Here is an 18,889-nt window from a genome sequence, read left to right as displayed (position 1 = left end):
GATCTTTGAAAACTGAACAACGAGTGAGTAAACATTCTGCTTGCAGAATGAACGCAAAAGTTTGAGACAAGCCTTGGCTTGAATCGACTGGAGCACAATTGAGATTTTTAATCTCGTCAGATTCAAAATGAGCTTATCGCTCTTTTCAATACTTTATTGGAGAGTTTGATCCTGGCTCAGGACGAACGCTGGCGGCATGCCTAATACATGCAAGTCGAGCGGACTTGAAGAGAAGCTTGCTTCTCTGATAGTTAGCGGCGGACGGGTGAGTAACACGTAGGCAACCTGCCCTCAAGTTTGGGACAACTACCGGAAACGGTAGCTAATACCGAATAATTGTTTTCTTCGCCTGAAGGAAACTGGAAAGACGGAGCAATCTGTCACTTGGGGATGGGCCTGCGGCGCATTAGCTAGTTGGTGAGGTAACGGCTCACCAAGGCGACGATGCGTAGCCGACCTGAGAGGGTGATCGGCCACACTGGGACTGAGACACGGCCCAGACTCCTACGGGAGGCAGCAGTAGGGAATCTTCCGCAATGGGCGAAAGCCTGACGGAGCAATGCCGCGTGAGTGATGAAGGTTTTCGGATCGTAAAGCTCTGTTGCCAGGGAAGAACGCTTGGGAGAGTAACTGCTCTCAAGGTGACGGTACCTGAGAAGAAAGCCCCGGCTAACTACGTGCCAGCAGCCGCGGTAATACGTAGGGGGCAAGCGTTGTCCGGAATTATTGGGCGTAAAGCGCGCGCAGGCGGTCATTTAAGTCTGGTGTTTAATCCCGGGGCTCAACCCCGGATCGCACTGGAAACTGGGTGACTTGAGTGCAGAAGAGGAGAGTGGAATTCCACGTGTAGCGGTGAAATGCGTAGATATGTGGAGGAACACCAGTGGCGAAGGCGACTCTCTGGGCTGTAACTGACGCTGAGGCGCGAAAGCGTGGGGAGCAAACAGGATTAGATACCCTGGTAGTCCACGCCGTAAACGATGAGTGCTAGGTGTTAGGGGTTTCGATACCCTTGGTGCCGAAGTTAACACATTAAGCACTCCGCCTGGGGAGTACGGTCGCAAGACTGAAACTCAAAGGAATTGACGGGGACCCGCACAAGCAGTGGAGTATGTGGTTTAATTCGAAGCAACGCGAAGAACCTTACCAGGTCTTGACATCTGAATGACCGGTGCAGAGATGTACCTTTTCTTCGGAACATTCAAGACAGGTGGTGCATGGTTGTCGTCAGCTCGTGTCGTGAGATGTTGGGTTAAGTCCCGCAACGAGCGCAACCCTTATATTTAGTTGCCAGCACTTCGGGTGGGCACTCTAGATAGACTGCCGGTGACAAACCGGAGGAAGGTGGGGATGACGTCAAATCATCATGCCCCTTATGACCTGGGCTACACACGTACTACAATGGCCGGTACAACGGGCTGCGAAATCGCGAGATGGAGCCAATCCCAACAAAGCCGGTCTCAGTTCGGATTGCAGGCTGCAACTCGCCTGCATGAAGTCGGAATTGCTAGTAATCGCGGATCAGCATGCCGCGGTGAATACGTTCCCGGGTCTTGTACACACCGCCCGTCACACCACGAGAGTTTATAACACCCGAAGTCGGTGGGGTAACCGCAAGGAGCCAGCCGCCGAAGGTGGGATAGATGATTGGGGTGAAGTCGTAACAAGGTAGCCGTATCGGAAGGTGCGGCTGGATCACCTCCTTTCTATGGAGAATCGTTTCCCGAGTGGAAACATTCAAATACAAAATCTAGCCAGGTCGGCTAGTTACTCACTCGTTGCTCAGTTTTGAGAGCTTAAACTCTCAAACGTTTGGTGGCGATAGCGAAGGGGTTCCACACGTTCCCATCCCGAACACGACCGTTAAGCCCTTCAGCGTCGATGGTACTTGGACCGCAGGGTCCTGGGAGAGTAGAACGCCGCCAAGCGTAACCCATTTTGGGTTCAAATAGTATATGTAATGTGGGCCCTTAGCTCAGTTGGTTAGAGCGCACCTCTGATAAGGGTGAGGCCGGTGGTTCGAGTCCACCAGGGCCCACCATCTATACCTTTAAACTTTATATGGGGCCATAGCTCAGCTGGGAGAGCGCCTGCCTTGCAAGCAGGAGGTCAGCGGTTCGATCCCGCTTGGCTCCACCAAAATGATTTACAAGTTTGTTCTTTGAAAACTAGATATCGAAACGAAACAAACGCGAATTAGAACATTCCTTTTTAGCTGAACTTGTGTTAAACAAGTTTCAATAAAAACGGTAGTCAAATTGCTTTTGTGATGGTATCGGGTGAGAGCGACTTTTGGCTTTGCGCAAGCAAAACAAGGGAAGCGAGCGACCGAAACCGGAACAAAATGGTTAAGCTACTAAGAGCACACGGAGGATGCCTAGGCGCTAGGAGCCGATGAAGGACGTGGCGAACAACGAAACTGCCTCGGGGAGCTGTAAGCAAGCTTTGATCCGGGGGTGTCCGAATGGGGAAACCCAGCTGGGGTAATTTCCAGTTACTCATAACTGAATACATAGGTTATGTAGAGGCATACCAGGGGAACTGAAACATCTAAGTACCCTGAGGAAGAGAAAACAATAGTGATTCCGTCAGTAGCGGCGAGCGAACGCGGAGAAGCCCAAACCAGAGAGCTTGCTCTTTGGGGTTGTGGGACGTCTCACATGGAGTTACAAAGGAACCGGTTAAGCGAAGAGGTCTGGAAAGGCCCGCCAAAGAAGGTAAAAGCCCTGTAGTTGAAAGTCTGTTCCCTCCGAGACGGATCCCGAGTAGTGCGGGGCACGTGAAACCCCGTATGAATCCGGCAGGACCATCTGCCAAGGCTAAATACTTCCTAGCGACCGATAGTGAAGCAGTACCGTGAGGGAAAGGTGAAAAGCACCCCGGAAGGGGAGTGAAATAGAACCTGAAACCGTGTGCTTACAAAAAGTCAGAGCCCGTTTTAGGGGTGATGGCGTGCCTTTTGTAGAATGAACCGGCGAGTTACGTTCCCGTGCAAGGTTAAGGTGAAGAGCCGGAGCCGCAGCGAAAGCGAGTCTGAATAGGGCGATGTAGTACGTGGACGTAGACCCGAAACCGGGTGATCTACCCCTGTCCAGGGTGAAGGTGCGGTAACACGCACTGGAGGCCCGAACCCACGCATGTTGAAAAATGCGGGGATGAGGTGGGGGTAGCGGAGAAATTCCAATCGAACTCGGAGATAGCTGGTTCTCCCCGAAATAGCTTTAGGGCTAGCCTCGGAAAACAGAGTCGTGGAGGTAGAGCACTGATTGGGTGCGGGGCCCGCAAGGGTTACCAAGCTCAGTCAAACTCCGAATGCCATAGACTTACTTCCGGGAGTCAGACAGTGAGTGCTAAGATCCATTGTCAAAAGGGAAACAGCCCAGACCATCAGCTAAGGTCCCCAAGTGTGTGTTAAGTGGGAAAGGATGTGGAGTTGCACAGACAACCAGGATGTTGGCTTAGAAGCAGCCACCATTGAAAGAGTGCGTAATAGCTCACTGGTCGAGTGACTCTGCGCCGAAAATGTAACGGGGCTAAACACACCACCGAAGCTATGGCTTGATGCTTTGCATCAGGGGTAGGGGAGCGTTGTATAAGGGTTGAAGGTGTACCGTAAGGAGCGCTGGACATTATACAAGTGAGAATGCCGGTATGAGTAACGAAAAGATCAGTGAGAATCTGATCCGCCGAAAGCCTAAGGGTTCCTGAGGAAGGCTCGTCCGCTCAGGGTAAGTCGGGACCTAAGGCGAGGCCGAAAGGCGTAGTCGAAGGACAACAGGTCGAAATTCCTGTACCACCGTAAGCCGTTATGAGCAATGGGGGGACGCAGTAGGGTAGTGACGCGGACTGATGGATGTCCGTCTAAGCAGTAAGGCTGATGTGTAGGCAAATCCGCACATTGTAAGGCTGAGCTGTGATGGGGAGCGAAAATTATAGTAGCGAAGGTCATGATCTCACACTGCCAAGAAAAGCCTCTAGCCAGGTGATGGTGCCCGTACCGCAAACCGACACAGGTAGGCGAGAAGAGTATTCTAAGGCGCGCGGAAGAACTCTCGTTAAGGAACTCGGCAAAATGACCCCGTAACTTCGGGAGAAGGGGTGCCCCGGTAGTGTGAATAGCACGAGGGGGCCGCAGTGAAAAGGCCCAAGCGACTGTTTAGCAAAAACACAGGTCTGTGCGAAGCCGTAAGGCGAAGTATACGGGCTGACGCCTGCCCGGTGCTGGAAGGTTAAGGGGAGTGGTTAGGAGCAATCCGAAGCTGTGAACCGAAGCCCCAGTAAACGGCGGCCGTAACTATAACGGTCCTAAGGTAGCGAAATTCCTTGTCAGGTAAATTCTGACCCGCACGAATGGCGTAACGACTTGGGCGCTGTCTCAACGAGAGATCCGGTGAAATTTTAATACCTGTGAAGATGCAGGTTACCCGCGACAAGACGGAAAGACCCCATGGAGCTTTACTGCAGCTTGATATTGAATTTGGGTACGATCTGTACAGGATAGGTGGGAGCCTTTGAAACGTGAGCGCCAGCTTGCGTGGAGGCAACGTTGGGATACCACCCTGATCGTATCTAGGTTCTAACCTGGTACCGTAATCCGGTGCGGGGACAGTGTCAGGTGGGCAGTTTGACTGGGGCGGTCGCCTCCTAAAGAGTAACGGAGGCGCCCAAAGGTTCCCTCAGAATGGTTGGAAATCATTCGAAGAGTGCAAAGGCATAAGGGAGCTTGACTGCGAGACCTACAAGTCGAGCAGGGACGAAAGTCGGGCTTAGTGATCCGGTGGTACCGCATGGAAGGGCCATCGCTCAACGGATAAAAGCTACCCTGGGGATAACAGGCTTATCTCCCCCAAGAGTCCACATCGACGGGGAGGTTTGGCACCTCGATGTCGGCTCATCGCATCCTGGGGCTGAAGTAGGTCCCAAGGGTTGGGCTGTTCGCCCATTAAAGCGGTACGCGAGCTGGGTTCAGAACGTCGTGAGACAGTTCGGTCCCTATCTGTCGTGGGCGTAGGAAATTTGAGAGGAGCTGTCCTTAGTACGAGAGGACCGGGATGGACGTACCGCTGGTGTACCAGTTGTTCCGCCAGGAGCACCGCTGGGTAGCTATGTACGGACGGGATAAACGCTGAAAGCATCTAAGCGTGAAGCCCCCCTCAAGATGAGATTTCCCAGTATGTAAGACCCCTTGAAGACGACGAGGTAGATAGGCTGGGGGTGGAAGTGCAGCAATGCATGGAGCTGACCAGTACTAATCGGTCGAGGGCTTATCCAATAGCAAGTTGTCATTCGCATGTTTCGTTTCGAATCTAGTTTTCAGGGAGCAATCCTTGAATGATGTTGATGATTGTTATTTGGAGAGATACCCAAGTGGCTATAAGGGGACCCTCTGCTAAGGGGTTAGACTGCGTAAGCGGTGCGAGGGTTCGAATCCCTCTCTCTCCGCCATCTTTACCTAAAGATGGACAAGCAATCAAGACACAATTAATATGGCGGTGTAGCTCAGCTGGCTAGAGCGTACGGTTCATACCCGTAAGGTCGGGGGTTCGATCCCCTCCGCCGCTACCATATTACCCAGGAGGCTTAGCTCAGCTGGGAGAGCATCTGCCTTACAAGCAGAGGGTCGGGGGTTCGATCCCCTCAGCCTCCACCATATACGCCGGTGTAGCTCAACTGGTAGAGCAACTGACTTGTAATCAGTAGGTTGGGGGTTCAAGTCCTCTCGCCGGCACCATTAATGCCTGGAACCGTGGTGTAGTTGGCCTAACATGCCTGCCTGTCACGCAGGAGATCGCGGGTTCGAATCCCGTCGGTTCCGCCATTAATCCTAAAAATTAAATATGGCTCGGTAGCTCAGTCGGTAGAGCAGAGGACTGAAAATCCTCGTGTCGGCGGTTCGATTCCGTCCCGAGCCACCTTTAATCCCTGGAGGATTAGCGAAGTGGCCAAACGCATCAGACTGTAAATCTGCTCCCGTACGGGTTCGGTGGTTCGAATCCATCATCCTCCACCAGTTTTATGAGTCATTAGCTCAGTTGGTAGAGCACCTGACTTTTAATCAGGGTGTCGAAGGTTCGAGCCCTTCATGACTCATCTTTAAGAAAAGAGTGATTAATCATTAATTTGATTAGTTGCTCTTTTTTTGTTATGTAATTTTAGCTCAATATGGATATTTATTAATGCTGGGCAAGATATGATAAACTAATAGAAAACATGCAGAGTGGTGACGTTCATTATATGAAGCTCATACCTGATCTAAAACAGCAAATTGAAGTCATTATAGGCACAAATTTGGACGAATATGAAATTACAATAGAAGAATGGATGCAATCCGTTGCGAATCTGGTTGGTCGACATGAAAATTCAGAGACCTTTGGTGATGAGGGTGAGCATCAGGAGTTATCTGATCAATCTGCATCTCCAATTTCATCCGATGTGATCAGTTTGAATACGGGAAAGCGTATATTTTTTAAGGTTCGGATGAATGAGCAAGAAGAGACTGTCGTGTGTTGGGGATGCCCTGCAAAATCTATTACCGTGGAGACACGACAATTGATTGAGCTTTTGATCCGTACTAACACGGCTCTACCCGATGAGGTACAACCTGTTGTATATGAGAATGATAGGGAGCAGTATTTGACTGAATTGGGTCTCTGGCTTAAAGAGCAGATCGAAGAACCAACCAAGCAGGAATCTGAAGCGGTTCCTGATCGCTTTGTGGTGCCCGCAGGATTAAATGCTGAGAAGATTCTCTTCTTGCTGCAAGGGGATACACCGGATGCACATCGTTTACGATCCAAGGAACTCAACAAGTTGCTTGAGAGTTACTTTGGCGAGGAGATAGTCTTGATTCCTTTGGGGGAGCAAGAGTGGATTTTCATGGGTGATAAAGAAATTGTTACAGAAGAAGCCGAGGAAGATACAACGGAAGCCAAAAAGGATTCACTGAACGCTTTTTGTCTGGGGTTACATGAATTGGTTGCCAGTGAGTGGGCTGGAGTGTTCCATCTGTCTGCATCTCTGCCATGCATTCCTGCGCAACAACTTGTATCGGTCACAGTTCTTCTTAAAGAAAGTGTTCACTTAGGGAGAGCATTCCATGTTACGCAGCATATTCATCTCCCATGGGATCTTCACCTGGAGCGGTTGGTAGCGAGCATTCCAGATGATCAACGTATACGTTTTATAAAGGAAACTGGTAAAGACACGATAATCTTCAATGACAGTGAGACACTTGCTACGCTGGAGACCTTTTTTAGCCTGGACTGTAATGTCAGCGAGACAGCGAAACGACTTTTCATTCATCGTAATACGTTGGTTTATCGTCTGGACAAGATAAAACAGGAGATTGGTTACGATGTGAGGCACTTCGAAAGTGCTGTTCTAGTGCAGTTTTTACTACTAATGTACAAAGTGACGAAAAAGCATTGATATTTTTGTGCAGTTTGCGAATAGTCAAACCTCACGTAGATAGGGTATTATAAAAATACAAATTGTATTCGATTACAAAATGATCTCTGAGGAGGCAACAATCATGGCTGGAGTACGTTTAGAGCATATTTTCAAAAAATACCCGGGTTCTGATAAAGCAACTGTAGTTGACATTAACCTGGACATTAAAGATAAAGAATTTCTGGTACTGGTAGGTCCGTCCGGTTGTGGTAAATCAACAACACTTCGTATGATCGCAGGCCTTGAGGAAATTTCTGAAGGTAAACTCTATATCGGTGACCGTGTCGTTAATGATGTTGCACCTAAAGACCGCGATATCGCGATGGTATTCCAATCCTATGCCTTGTATCCGCATATGAGCGTATATCAAAACATGGCGTTTGGTTTGAAATTGCGTAAGGTTAAAAAAGATGAGATCGACAAACGTGTACGTGAAGCAGCTAAAATCCTGGATATCGAACATTTGCTTGAGCGTAAACCTAAGGCATTGTCCGGTGGTCAACGTCAACGTGTCGCTTTGGGACGTGCGATTGTCCGAGATCCACAAGTGTTCTTGATGGATGAGCCTCTCTCCAACTTGGATGCCAAACTGCGTGGTCAAATGCGTGCTGAGATCACTAAACTTGCGAAACGTTTGGAAACAACTGTTATCTACGTAACGCATGACCAAATCGAAGCTATGACGATGGGTGATCGGATCGTTGTTATGAAGGATGGTATCATCCAACAAGCAGCTTCTCCGGAAGAGTTGTACAACCTGCCGGCTAACCTGTTCGTAGCTGGTTTCATCGGTTCCCCGACAATGAACTTTATCTCGGGTAAACTCGCTGAGCAAGGTACTAGCATGCATTTCATAGCTCCTGGTGTGGATGTTGAAATCCCGCAAGGTAAAGCACAAGTGTTGAAATCTAGAGGATACATTGGTAAAGAAGTGATTCTGGGTGTTCGTCCAGAAGACATTCACGAAGAGCCAGTATTCCTGGAAGCATCCCCGAACTCTGTATTCTCTACACACGTAGATGTTACAGAGAACCTGGGTCACGAAATGCTCCTCTACTTGAGCGGTGTTGGTAATGATACAACGATCGCACGTGTAGACGGACGTTCTAACACTCGTGATGGTTCCACAGTTAAAATGGCCATCGACATGAACAAAGTTCATATCTTTGACAAAGAGACTGAAGTGAACGTACTTCTTCAAGACAAATAATACTGGGATTCCTCGGTGACGATGGAACCTGACAGTTAACGCAATTATACATTGTAATGAGAGCCCCTTCCGTTATTGCTGGAAGGGGCTTTTTTAAGATTAATGAATTTATAAGTTTCGGCAGAGTTGAAGGATTAATAATCGTAAGAAAAACACCCCTTGAACTACGAATGTAGTATCCTAGAAGGTGCTTCGATCAGAAGACTTTTCTTACTAATGGTTGTCGGAGGCTGCGATTGCATTCATCCCGGAATTCATTTAAGATTATTTGAAGGTCTGTCTTCATTTATTTGAGAGAATCGACTGTTGGAAGGGTATGCATTCTGTACCCCATGTTGTGAATGCGCTAATAATGGAAATAACTGATACACGATCTGATGTACATAGAGGGACAGCTAATGCTGAAAGGAAGAGACAAATGGCGAAAAAAGTGAAAGTATCTGAACTGGTGCAGCAATTTCAGTTGGAGGTTGTTTCTGGATCTCACGGATTGAAAAGAGTCATTACGGTAGATGACCTGAACCGTCCTGGTCTGGAAATGGCCGGTTATTTTGAATACCATCCACAAGAACGGGTACAGCTGCTTGGAAGAACGGAGTTAGCTTTCTTTGCAATGTTACCTGAGCAAGAGCGGCGTGATCGTATGCAACGTCTTTGTACGGAAGAGACACCTTGTATCGTTGTCACGCGTGGACTGGAAGTTCCGCAAGAGCTGATTGATATCAGTGAAGAGCAGAATCTGGCTGTACTTCGCAGCAACATGGCTACTACGATTCTATCCAGCCGGATCACGGGATTCCTGGAAAAGAAATTGGCACCAACAGCAACCATTCACGGTGTACTTTGTGATGTCTATGGCGTAGGTATGCTGATCACAGGTAGCAGCGGTATTGGTAAGAGTGAAACAGCGCTTGAACTGGTGAAACGTGGACACCGATTGATTGCCGATGATGCGGTAGAGATCCGCCAAACGTCAGATTTTCAGCTGCACGGTACTGCACCTGAATTGATCCGCCACTTGCTCGAGATTCGAGGTGTCGGTATTATCAACGTCATGACATTATTCGGGGCTGGTGCGGTTCGGAATAACAAACGGATTACTTTGGTTGTACGTCTGGAAGCATGGCAGCAGGATAAACAATATGATCGTCTGGGTCTGGATGAGGAGACTACACGTATCATTGATACGGATGTACCTCTCGTTACGATTCCTGTTCGTCCGGGACGGAACTTGGCGGTTATTATTGAAGTGGCAGGTATGAACTATCGCCTGAAACAGATGGGTCTGAATGCTGCACTGCAATTCACGAACAAGCTGACAGCAACCATCTCGGAAGATATGGAAGACATGGATTAAGAAACATTTTATACAAGGAAATGAAGATAAATGGTTGACATGTACTGCTTCTCTTAAGGCGCAGTGTATGCCAACCATTCGTCATGCGTGCGATTGATTGAATAAATAGGAGTGTGAATGAATGGATACATTATTACTGTTGAACCCGATTGCGTTCTCTATTGGAGCGTTAAAGGTTCACTGGTACGGGCTTATTCTTGGTGCCGCGGCACTTATAGGACTCCTGCTCGTGATCCGGGAGGGCAAACGATACAATATTCCACAGGAAGTGTTCATGGACATGGTCTTGCTGGGCGTGCCTTCTGCCATCATTGGTGCCCGCATCTACTACGTCGCATTTAAGTGGGAAGATTATAAGGATAATTTCTGGGATGTCTTTAAAATATGGAATGGCGGTATAGCCATCTATGGTGCCCTTATTGGTGCTATTATCTGTGCAGTTATTTTCTTCCGTCGTAAAGGATATAACTTCTGGCGTATGGCCGATATCTGTGCGCCTGGACTGCTCGTTGGACAGTTGATCGGACGCTGGGGGAACTTTGTGAATCAGGAAGCCTACGGCGGACCTGTAGAAGAATCATTTTTGAGAGACAAGCTTCATCTGCCGGACTTTATTGTGAATCAAATGAACGTAGAAGGCGTATTCCACCATCCTGCATTTTTGTATGAATCGATGTGGAGTCTCGTTGGTCTGGTCTTGCTGCTGGTTCTGCGTCGTCAGAAGTTTCTGCGTTCTGGTGAACTGTTCATGTCTTATTTCATCTGGTACTCTATCGGTCGTTTCTTCATTGAAGCTTTGCGTACGGACAGTCTGGGCTTCCAGGCTCCGCAGTGGGTTGCTTCACTAGTGAACGGGTTGTGGTCTCCAATGACTGCAATGGGCTTTGAACAAGGATATCTTGATCCTGCTTACGGTAACGTAAGAATCTCGCAACTGCTCGCGATTGGCATCATTATTGTTGCTGTTGTATTCATTGTGGTGAGAAGAGTGACAGGTAAAGCAGATGTTCGTTACAGTGATCCGATTGTATCGTCCAAAGTTACCTCAGATGATATGGAGCATACGGGAACAGTTGCTGGCAAAGAGAATAAGGTAACACCTCCAGCCAAAGATGAATCCAAGCAAGTTGATGATAAAAAGGAGTAATGCAACATGATTGACACGGTATTGTTTGATCTGGATGGAACGATTATTGATACCAATGAGTTGATTATCAGCTCATTCCAGCATGTCATGGGGGAATGGAAGCATTCAGCTCCATGGACTCGGGAACAGATCATTCCACATATGGGTGGCACACTGGAGCAGCAAATGCGTACCTTCTCTGGCCAGGAGGAAGTCTCCGAGTACGTGAAAGGTTACCGTGCTTATAATGATATCCATCATGAAGCGATGGTTAGACCATTTCCACATGTTATTGAGGTAGTAGAGGCGCTGCATCAGGCTGGCATTGTGATGGGTGTGGTCACAACCAAAATTCGTCCATCTACATTAAAGGTGCTAGAACGTTTTGACCTACTGAAATATATGAAGACAATTGTAACAGTGACCGATGTGACGAATCCGAAGCCGCACGCTGAACCTGTACTGAAAGCGATGACGGAACTGGGTGCAGACCCTGCCAAAACGCTGATGATAGGTGACAGTCCAGTGGATATCCAATCGGCACAGAATGCGGGCGCACTCTCGGCGGGGGTTGCATGGTCTCTTAAAGGAGAAACAATCCTGAACGGATATGGACCCGATCATATGTTGCATGACATGAGAGACTTGTTGAAACTCATCCGTATTGAAACGGGACGTTCATGAGAAAAGTAACCCGCTATCCGGTAGAGGACCAAAATGCACTTTGGCATATCTACAAGACAGTGAGTCCGTGGAAGGGCGTTCGTAATTTTATCTGGATCCAGTTGTCACGCTATTGTCCGATCCTATCGGTGAAGAATTGGATTTACCGCCGAATGCTCGGTATGAAGGTGGGAAAACATACGGCCTTTGGCCTGATGGTGATGGTGGATGTGTTTTTTCCGGAGAAAATAACGGTCGGCGAAAACTCGGTCATCGGTTACAACACAACGATTCTCGCTCATGAGTATCTCATTAAGGAGTACAGACTCGGTGAGGTGATTATCGGGGAAAATGTACTGATAGGTGCCAATACAACGATTCTGCCCGGGGTAACTATAGGAGATGGAGCTGTTGTGGCTGCTGGAGCTGTCGTACATAAGGATGTTGCACCAGGAGCTTTTGTTGGAGGCAATCCACTTCGTGATTTATCCCGCGCGGCAGCTTCTACGGAAGAAACTGTCTTTAACACGGATGATTCTTCTCAGGGTAGTGTGCATTGAGTCAATAAAGTAATGAATGAAGATGGGTTGAAGTAAAAAGCTGCTTATGGCAGCTTTTTTCGTATATAAATACCGATTGGCGAGCGTAATGGTGTGCATATAAAACGATATGTCGATCCAAGGGCAATCAAGCTTTGGTATTGTTGACGGTAGTGCGGATTTCATGTTATCATATCCCATATCCTTTAGTTTGTTAGCACTTTACCATGTGAAAGTGTTCTTGGAGAAATGAAGCATGATAAGGATTGAAATAAACCAATAGTTGAGGGCTTATGCGATAATACTGTGATTCAGGTTTATAAGATAGAATGGGGATTTACACTACATAAATCCTGTTGAAATAGAACGAGTGCAACTCTTAAATTACTGACTCGGGGTGAATATTACCAATGTCCAAACCAAAAGGTTTTGAAAAACCGACTGGATTCCGCGACTATACACCACATGTAGTATCCAAGCTGCGGACGATTGAACGCAATGTACTGGAATGTATGGAACGCTGGGGTTACCGTCAGATCATCACACCAACGATTGAATATTACGATACGGTAGGTGTGGCAAGCTCTACATCAGATCGTAAATTATTTAAATTGCTAAACAGCAGGGGAACTACACTGGTACTTAGATCGGATCTAACGGCTCCAATTGCACGCGTAGTTTCATCCATGCTCAAAGATGAGCAGTTGCCACTGCGTTTATCCTATCATGCGAACGTATTCCGTTCTATTGAAGAGGAAGCTGGACGTGAAGCTGAATTTTTCCAGACGGGCGTGGAGCTGGTTGGAGACGACTCACCTGAAGCGGATGCAGAAGTTGTTGCGCTTGCGATTGCCTCTTTGCAGGCAGCGGGTGTGTCTTCTTTTAAAATTGCGATGGGCCATATGGGATTCCTGAACGGATTACTGGAGGAAGTGATTCCAGGCCAGACCGCTGAGCAGGAGCAATTGAAGGAAGGGCTGCTCGGACGTGATTATGTCGGCTATCGCCAGTCGATTGAAGCATTGAATCTGGAGCCTAAGTTGAAAGAACAGCTTGAAGCGATCCTTCGTCTGCGTGGCGGCAAGGAAGTATGCACACATGCGGTAGAGCTAAGTTCAAGTGCTGAAGCAGCACAGTCGATTGCACATCTGTGTGCTGTATTCGAAGTGTTGGAAGCGTACGGTGTATCCGAGCATGTGCTGATTGATCTGACGATGATCGGTGATTTCTCCTATTATACGGGCATGACCTTTGAAGGGTATGCAGCCGAACTGGGATCTCCGGTATGTAGCGGCGGACGGTATGATAATCTGTTACAACAGTTTGGTCGTTCATTGCCAGCTACAGGATTTGCACTGAAAACGAACCGTATTATTGATGGTGTTCATGGCATTACGATTGAAGAGAAAAAACCGGTGCTTATCCAATATACCCCGAAACGTCGGGCCGAGGCACTAACAGAAGCGGCAAGATTACGCAGTATGGGACAAAATGTAGTGACACTCCTTCTTCCTGAAGATGGGGCTGGGGCAAGTGCCGTATCGGTTGAAGCAAGAACCGCTCAGGCTGAGCAGGTTATTACTTACGGATCTGAAGAAGGAGGACGCTGAGATGTCGGATATTCTGAAGGTGGCCATGCCGAAGGGCCGAATCTACAAAAAAGCCTCCAAATTGTTTCGTGAAGCGGGGCTGGATATTCCAGAAGACGTAGACGATACACGCAGATTGGTCATTGAAGTACCGGAAGCGGGAATGGAATTCATTATGGCTAAGCCAGTAGATGTTCCAACATATGTGGAGTACGGTGTTGCCGATATCGGAATTGTTGGTAAAGACGTGCTGCTGGAGGAAGATCGGGATGTGTACGAACTGTTGAATCTGGGAATCGCTCAGTGCCGTATGTCTGTGATCGGACTTCCAGACTGGAAGCCAGGCATCCAACAACGTGTTGCAACGAAGTATCCAAGGATTGCTTCACAGTATTTCCGGGAGCAGGGGCAGCAGGTCGAGGTGATCAAGCTGAATGGTTCCATTGAGCTTGCGCCTTTGATTGGTCTGGCAGACCGGATTGTCGATCTGGTGGAGACAGGTCAGACACTGCGCGAGAACGGATTAGTGGAGATGACAGGCATTCTGGATATCACGAGCCGTCTTATCGCCAATCGGGTAAGTTATCGGATGAAAAATGCACGAATCCAGGCTTTGTGTGATGCACTTCAGCAGGTCATTCCAGCATCGAATGAGATTTCGGCGGGAAGCTTTCGGGGATAAACTACTGCGTCAGAAATATAGATGAGAAACATGTAAAGCAGAAGCAAAAGCAAGAGTAAGAGACACAATAAAGAAGCAAATCGGCCACAAGAAGGCAGGTATTACAGAGGATGAGGAGGTTGTACGTATGAAAATTGTACCTGCACGGGAGTTTGATCTGAAGCGGGAAGTGGAGTATGGCACGCCGGAGCAAAATGAAACGGTACGGCGTATTGTCAGCGACATTCGCCGTGAGGGTGATACGGCACTGCTGCGTTACACGGAGCAGCTGGACCGCACAAAGCTGACGGCCGCGGAGTTGCGCGTGCCGCAAGAAGAGCTGCAGGCGGCTTATGCAGCCGTGGAGCCATCCTTTGTGACGGCGATCCGGCAAGCCGCCGCCAACATTCGTGCGTTTCATGAGAAACAGAAACGCAACTCGTGGATGGATTGGCAGCCGGACGGCAGCCTGCTGGGCCAGGTCATCCGACCGCTGAAGCGGGTCGGCGTCTATGTACCTGGCGGCAAAGCAGCGTATCCATCGTCTGTGCTGATGAATGTGATTCCGGCACAGGTGGCAGGCGTGCCGGAGATTGTTCTCGTGACGCCGCCGTCAACGAACGGTGGCGAAGGTATTAACCCGTATATCCTCGTTGCTGCTGCGGAAGCAGGCGTGAGCGAGATGTACCGGGTTGGCGGCGCTCAAGCCATCGCCGCCCTCGCTTACGGCACGGAGAGTATTGCACCGGTTGACAAGATCTGTGGACCGGGCAATATTTACGTGGCGCTCGCGAAGCGCGAGGTGTACGGTGCGGTCGATATCGATAGTATCGCCGGGCCGAGTGAGATTGTGGTGCTCGCCGATGATACGGCGAATCCAGTGTACGTCGCCGCCGACCTGTTGTCGCAGGCGGAACATGACGAGATGGCATCGGCCATTCTCGTCACGAATTCGGCCACGCTGGCGGAAGCCGTGCAGGGCGAAGTGCAGCGGCAGCTTGAAGTGCTGCCGCGGCGGGATATCGCTGCTGCTTCCGTGGAGCAGTATGGCGCGATTATTGTGGTCGATTCCATCGATGAGGGAATTGACGTGGTGAACCGGCTCGCACCGGAGCATCTGGAGATCATGGTGCAGGAGCCGATGGCTTACGCTGGCCGGATCGAAAATGCCGGCGCGATCTTCCTCGGCCCATACAGCTCGGAGCCGGTGGGGGATTATTTTGCAGGACCCAATCACATTATTCCGACCAATGGAACTGCGCGATTCAGTTCACCAGTGGACGTGGATGATTTTATCAAGAAATCGAGTCTGATCTATTATAGTAAAGAAGCGCTGCTGAAGAACGGAGCGGCTATTATAGAGTTGGCCCGCCATGAGGGTCTTGAAGGGCATGCCCGTGCAATCGCTGTACGGTTAGAACAGGAAGGAAAGGCGGAATCGGACAATGGATAAGCAAAATAATGGTGTGGAACTTGAAAACAAAGGTGCGGTGCGCCAAGCAGAGGTTGACCGCAAAACAAACGAGACCAATATTCAGTTGGCCTTTAATGTAGATGGAACAGGACAATCCACGATTGAAACGGATGTACCTTTCCTGAATCATATGCTGGATCTGTTCACAAAGCACGGACAATTCGACCTGAACGTGCAGGCCCGCGGAGATATTGATATCGACGATCATCACACGGTTGAAGACATCGGAATCTGTCTCGGACAGACGTTGCGAGAAGCGTTGGGTGACAAACGTGGAATTAAGCGTTACGCCAGTGTTTTTGTACCAATGGACGAGGCACTCGCTCAGGTCATTATTGATGTGAGTAACCGACCTCACTTTGAATACCGTGCAGAATACCCTTCCCAACAAGTAGGCAGTTTCTCCACGGAGCTGGTACATGAATTCCTGTGGAAATTAGCGCTGGAAGCTCGGATTACGTTACATGTCATTGTGCACTATGGTCAGAACACCCACCACATGATTGAAGCGATCTTTAAGGCGCTGGGACGTGCACTGGATGAAGCAACGATGATTGATCCACGTGTAACGGGTGTGCCTTCCACGAAGGGAGTGCTGTAGACGATGGCGATTGCAATTGTCGATTACGGTATGGGTAACCTGCACAGCGTCGGCAAAGCGGTCGAACGTCTTGGCTACGAAGCGCTGGTCACGGGTGACCGGGAAGAGATTCTTGGCGCAGATGGTGTCATTTTACCAGGCGTAGGTGCTTTTGGTGATGCGATGGTTCATCTGCGTGAGAGTGGACTGGATAAGGTGGTGAAGGAAGCCGCTGCCGGGACCAAACCACTGCTCGGTATCTGTTTGGGCATGCAATTGTTATTCAGCTCAAGTGAAGAGCATGGTGAGCATGAGGGACTGGATATTTTTCCAGGTAAAGTGGTGCGATTCGCACCAGGAGAGCTGAAAGTTCCTCATATGGGATGGAACCGTTTGGAATTTCTGCACGCGGAAAATCCTCTATTTACGGGGCTTGAAGCAGGTCACGTCTATTTTGTCCATTCCTATCATGCGCTTACTGAAAACAGGGACGATCTGCTGGCGGTAACGGATTACGGACATCCGGTGACAGCCATTGTAGGCAGAGGATCCAACTTCGGCATGCAATTCCACCCAGAGAAAAGTGGAGAGCTCGGTATGAAGCTGCTTGGCAACTTTTTGGCTCTGACAGGAGCACCTGTACAAAGGTAAAACATCATCTCTTCTTAACTATAGAAAGCGTACAAATCTAATTCATATTCAGGAGGCCTTGTATGTCATCTTTTATCCTATATCCGGCGATTGATATCCGGGACGGCAAATGTGTAAGACTGGTGCAGGGAGATTATAATCAGGAGACCGTGTATAACGATGACCCGGTTCAAGTGGCTTTATCCTGGGAGAAACAAGGCGGTACATATGTCCATCTGGTGGATCTGGATGGTGCGAAAGCGGGTTATCCTGTTAACGATGAGCTGATCGGGCGGATTGCCTCGGCTGTGAACGTACCTGTTCAGGTGGGCGGCGGACTTCGTACGGTAGCGGATGTAGAACGTTTGCTGGGTCTGGGTGTTAGCCGGCTGATCATTGGAACAGCAGCGATTGAGGATCGTGCTTTTACAGAGGAAGTACTGGGACGTTATGGCGACAAAGTGGCAATTGGCATCGACGCTCGTATCGGTTACGTGGCAACTCGCGGTTGGCTTGAAACATCGGAAGTGCAAGCAGAGGTACTCGCAAAGGAATTGGCGGCATATGGGGCAGAAACGTTTATCTTTACGGATATTTCCCGTGATGGCATGATGCAGGGTCCTAATGTGGAAGCGATTGTGTCTCTAGCCAAGGCAAGCGGACGGACGGTTATTGCTTCCGGCGGTGTGAGTGTAATGGATGATCTGCTTCGTCTGAGTCGCCACGCGGATGATGGTGTTGGTGGAGCAATTGTGGGTAAAGCACTGTATACGGGAAGCATCGATCTGTCTGAAGCAGTACGTGCGGTCAATAAGTAAGGGATATTCGGATAGAGAGGAAGAGGTAGCATGCTGGCAAAAAGAATCATCCCCTGTCTGGACGTGAAGGACGGCCGGGTCGTCAAAGGCGTCAACTTCGTTAATCTCCGCGATGCGGGTGATCCGGTAGAGCTGGCGGCACTATATGACCGCGAGGGCGCGGACGAATTGGTGTTTCTCGATATCTCCGCTTCGGTAGAAGGTCGCGAAACGATGGAAGAAGTCGTGCGTCAGACGGCGGGCGAGATCGCTATTCCCTTTACGGTAGGCGGTGGCATCTCCAAGGTGGAGGATATGAAGCGGATTCTCCGTGCAGGAGCGGATAAAATTGCAGTGAATACAGCCGCGGTACTTAATCCACAGTTGATTGCTGATGGGGCACGTCGCTTTGGCTCCCAATGTATCGTCGTAGCGATTGATGCCAAATATAATGAAGCTTGGGGCGAATGGGAGGTCTACACGCATGGTGGACGGAAACCATCCGGGATCAAGGCACTGGAATGGGTTAAACAGGCTGAGAGCTTGGGCGCGGGAGAAATTCTCCTCACAAGTATGGACGCGGACGGAACAAAAGACGGTTTTGATCTGAAGCTGACGGCAGCGGTATCCGAATCTGTGCATATTCCAGTCATCGCATCGGGCGGTGCGGGCAAGGAATCTCATTTCTATGATGTATTTACCACAGGCAAAGCGGACGCAGGGCTGGCCGCAACGATTTTCCATTACAAAGAAATCGCCGTACCGGCGTTAAAACAACATTTGAGAGAACAAGGGGTGGAGATCCGTGACTAAA

At 49.2% G+C, this 18,889-nt stretch carries 13 protein-coding genes, 10 tRNA genes and 3 rRNA genes; all 26 read left to right on the top strand.

The genetic code is table 11. The features are described from left to right. Positions 1 to 153: 153 nt before the first annotated feature. Positions 154 to 1,706: ribosomal RNA gene (locus MKY28_RS25450) — 16S ribosomal RNA — on the top strand. 105 nt (positions 1,707 to 1,811) lie between these two features. Beyond that, positions 1,812 to 1,928: ribosomal RNA gene (gene rrf / locus MKY28_RS25445) — 5S ribosomal RNA — on the top strand. A gap of 36 nt (positions 1,929 to 1,964) precedes the next feature. Beyond that, positions 1,965 to 2,041, top strand: a tRNA-Ile gene (locus MKY28_RS25440). A gap of 22 nt (positions 2,042 to 2,063) precedes the next feature. After that, a tRNA-Ala gene (locus tag MKY28_RS25435) sits at positions 2,064 to 2,139 on the top strand. 207 nt (positions 2,140 to 2,346) lie between these two features. Continuing rightward, a 23S ribosomal RNA gene (locus MKY28_RS25430) occupies positions 2,347 to 5,272 on the top strand. The 16S, 23S and 5S rRNA genes sit together here with 10 tRNA genes alongside, the layout of an rRNA operon. Before the next feature lie 81 nt (positions 5,273 to 5,353). Beyond that, positions 5,354 to 5,445 (top strand) — tRNA-Ser (locus MKY28_RS25425). Between the two features lie 43 nt (positions 5,446 to 5,488). Further along, positions 5,489 to 5,565, top strand: a tRNA-Met gene (locus MKY28_RS25420). 9 nt (positions 5,566 to 5,574) lie between these two features. Continuing rightward, a tRNA-Val gene (locus MKY28_RS25415) sits at positions 5,575 to 5,650 on the top strand. A 5-nt stretch (positions 5,651 to 5,655) separates the two neighbouring features. Further along, positions 5,656 to 5,731: transfer RNA gene (locus tag MKY28_RS25410), tRNA-Thr, on the top strand. A 9-nt stretch (positions 5,732 to 5,740) separates the two neighbouring features. Next, positions 5,741 to 5,818 (top strand) — tRNA-Asp (locus MKY28_RS25405). Between the two features lie 21 nt (positions 5,819 to 5,839). Continuing rightward, positions 5,840 to 5,912, top strand: a tRNA-Phe gene (locus MKY28_RS25400). Between the two features lie 12 nt (positions 5,913 to 5,924). Beyond that, a tRNA-Tyr gene (locus tag MKY28_RS25395) sits at positions 5,925 to 6,010 on the top strand. A 7-nt stretch (positions 6,011 to 6,017) separates the two neighbouring features. After that, positions 6,018 to 6,090, top strand: a tRNA-Lys gene (locus MKY28_RS25390). Between the two features lie 144 nt (positions 6,091 to 6,234). Next, on the top strand, positions 6,235 to 7,428 hold the full coding sequence (locus MKY28_RS25385) for a PucR family transcriptional regulator (protein WP_340937352.1): 1,194 nt from the start codon (positions 6,235 to 6,237) through the stop codon (positions 7,426 to 7,428). A gap of 103 nt (positions 7,429 to 7,531) precedes the next feature. Next, positions 7,532 to 8,659, top strand: a complete 1,128-nt coding sequence (locus tag MKY28_RS25380) for an ABC transporter ATP-binding protein (protein WP_017691279.1) — start codon at positions 7,532 to 7,534, stop codon at positions 8,657 to 8,659. A gap of 418 nt (positions 8,660 to 9,077) precedes the next feature. Continuing rightward, positions 9,078 to 10,016, top strand: coding sequence for an HPr(Ser) kinase/phosphatase (gene hprK / locus MKY28_RS25375; RefSeq protein WP_017691278.1), 939 nt, complete (start codon positions 9,078 to 9,080; stop codon positions 10,014 to 10,016). Positions 10,017 to 10,137: 121 nt separating this feature from the next. Beyond that, entirely contained in the window at positions 10,138 to 11,163 is a 1,026-nt protein-coding gene (gene lgt / locus MKY28_RS25370; RefSeq protein ID WP_076320055.1) for a prolipoprotein diacylglyceryl transferase, read from the top strand. Between the two features lie 6 nt (positions 11,164 to 11,169). Then, entirely contained in the window at positions 11,170 to 11,826 is a 657-nt protein-coding gene (gene ppaX, locus MKY28_RS25365; RefSeq protein ID WP_340937351.1) for a pyrophosphatase PpaX, read from the top strand. Continuing rightward, the gene (locus tag MKY28_RS25360) at positions 11,823 to 12,365 is read left to right on the top strand and encodes an acyltransferase (RefSeq protein WP_036616162.1); all 543 of its coding nucleotides are present in this window, start codon (positions 11,823 to 11,825) and stop codon (positions 12,363 to 12,365) included. The genes ppaX and MKY28_RS25360 overlap by 4 nt, the downstream gene beginning before the upstream one ends. A gap of 389 nt (positions 12,366 to 12,754) precedes the next feature. Next, on the top strand, positions 12,755 to 13,954 hold the full coding sequence (locus MKY28_RS25355; RefSeq protein WP_076254314.1) for an ATP phosphoribosyltransferase regulatory subunit: 1,200 nt from the start codon (positions 12,755 to 12,757) through the stop codon (positions 13,952 to 13,954). Position 13,955: 1 nt separating this feature from the next. Next, complete coding sequence (gene hisG / locus MKY28_RS25350) at positions 13,956 to 14,615, top strand: ATP phosphoribosyltransferase (protein WP_036674770.1); 660 nt, start codon at positions 13,956 to 13,958, stop codon at positions 14,613 to 14,615. A gap of 127 nt (positions 14,616 to 14,742) precedes the next feature. Then, complete coding sequence (gene hisD, locus MKY28_RS25345; protein WP_340031597.1) at positions 14,743 to 16,047, top strand: histidinol dehydrogenase; 1,305 nt, start codon at positions 14,743 to 14,745, stop codon at positions 16,045 to 16,047. After that, positions 16,040 to 16,669 (top strand): imidazoleglycerol-phosphate dehydratase HisB, encoded by a 630-nt coding sequence (gene hisB, locus MKY28_RS25340; protein ID WP_036674766.1) that lies wholly within the window; start codon positions 16,040 to 16,042, stop codon positions 16,667 to 16,669. The genes hisD and hisB overlap by 8 nt, the downstream gene beginning before the upstream one ends. A 3-nt stretch (positions 16,670 to 16,672) precedes the next feature. Next, the gene (hisH, locus tag MKY28_RS25335; RefSeq protein ID WP_036616175.1) at positions 16,673 to 17,299 is read left to right on the top strand and encodes an imidazole glycerol phosphate synthase subunit HisH; all 627 of its coding nucleotides are present in this window, start codon (positions 16,673 to 16,675) and stop codon (positions 17,297 to 17,299) included. A 62-nt stretch (positions 17,300 to 17,361) separates the two neighbouring features. After that, positions 17,362 to 18,096, top strand: coding sequence for a 1-(5-phosphoribosyl)-5-[(5-phosphoribosylamino)methylideneamino]imidazole-4-carboxamide isomerase (hisA, locus tag MKY28_RS25330; RefSeq protein ID WP_340937350.1), 735 nt, complete (start codon positions 17,362 to 17,364; stop codon positions 18,094 to 18,096). Between the two features lie 30 nt (positions 18,097 to 18,126). Further along, positions 18,127 to 18,888: an imidazole glycerol phosphate synthase subunit HisF gene (gene hisF / locus MKY28_RS25325; protein WP_036674763.1), complete on the top strand. Its 762-nt coding sequence runs from the start codon at positions 18,127 to 18,129 to the stop codon at positions 18,886 to 18,888. Position 18,889 lies beyond the last annotated feature (1 nt).

The organism is Paenibacillus sp. FSL R5-0473, from assembly GCF_038004565.1.
Classification (GTDB): Bacteria; Bacillota; Bacilli; order Paenibacillales; family Paenibacillaceae; genus Paenibacillus; species Paenibacillus amylolyticus.
The sequence above is the reverse complement of the archived record's forward strand: the minus strand, read 5'-3'. Positions and strand labels throughout refer to the sequence as shown.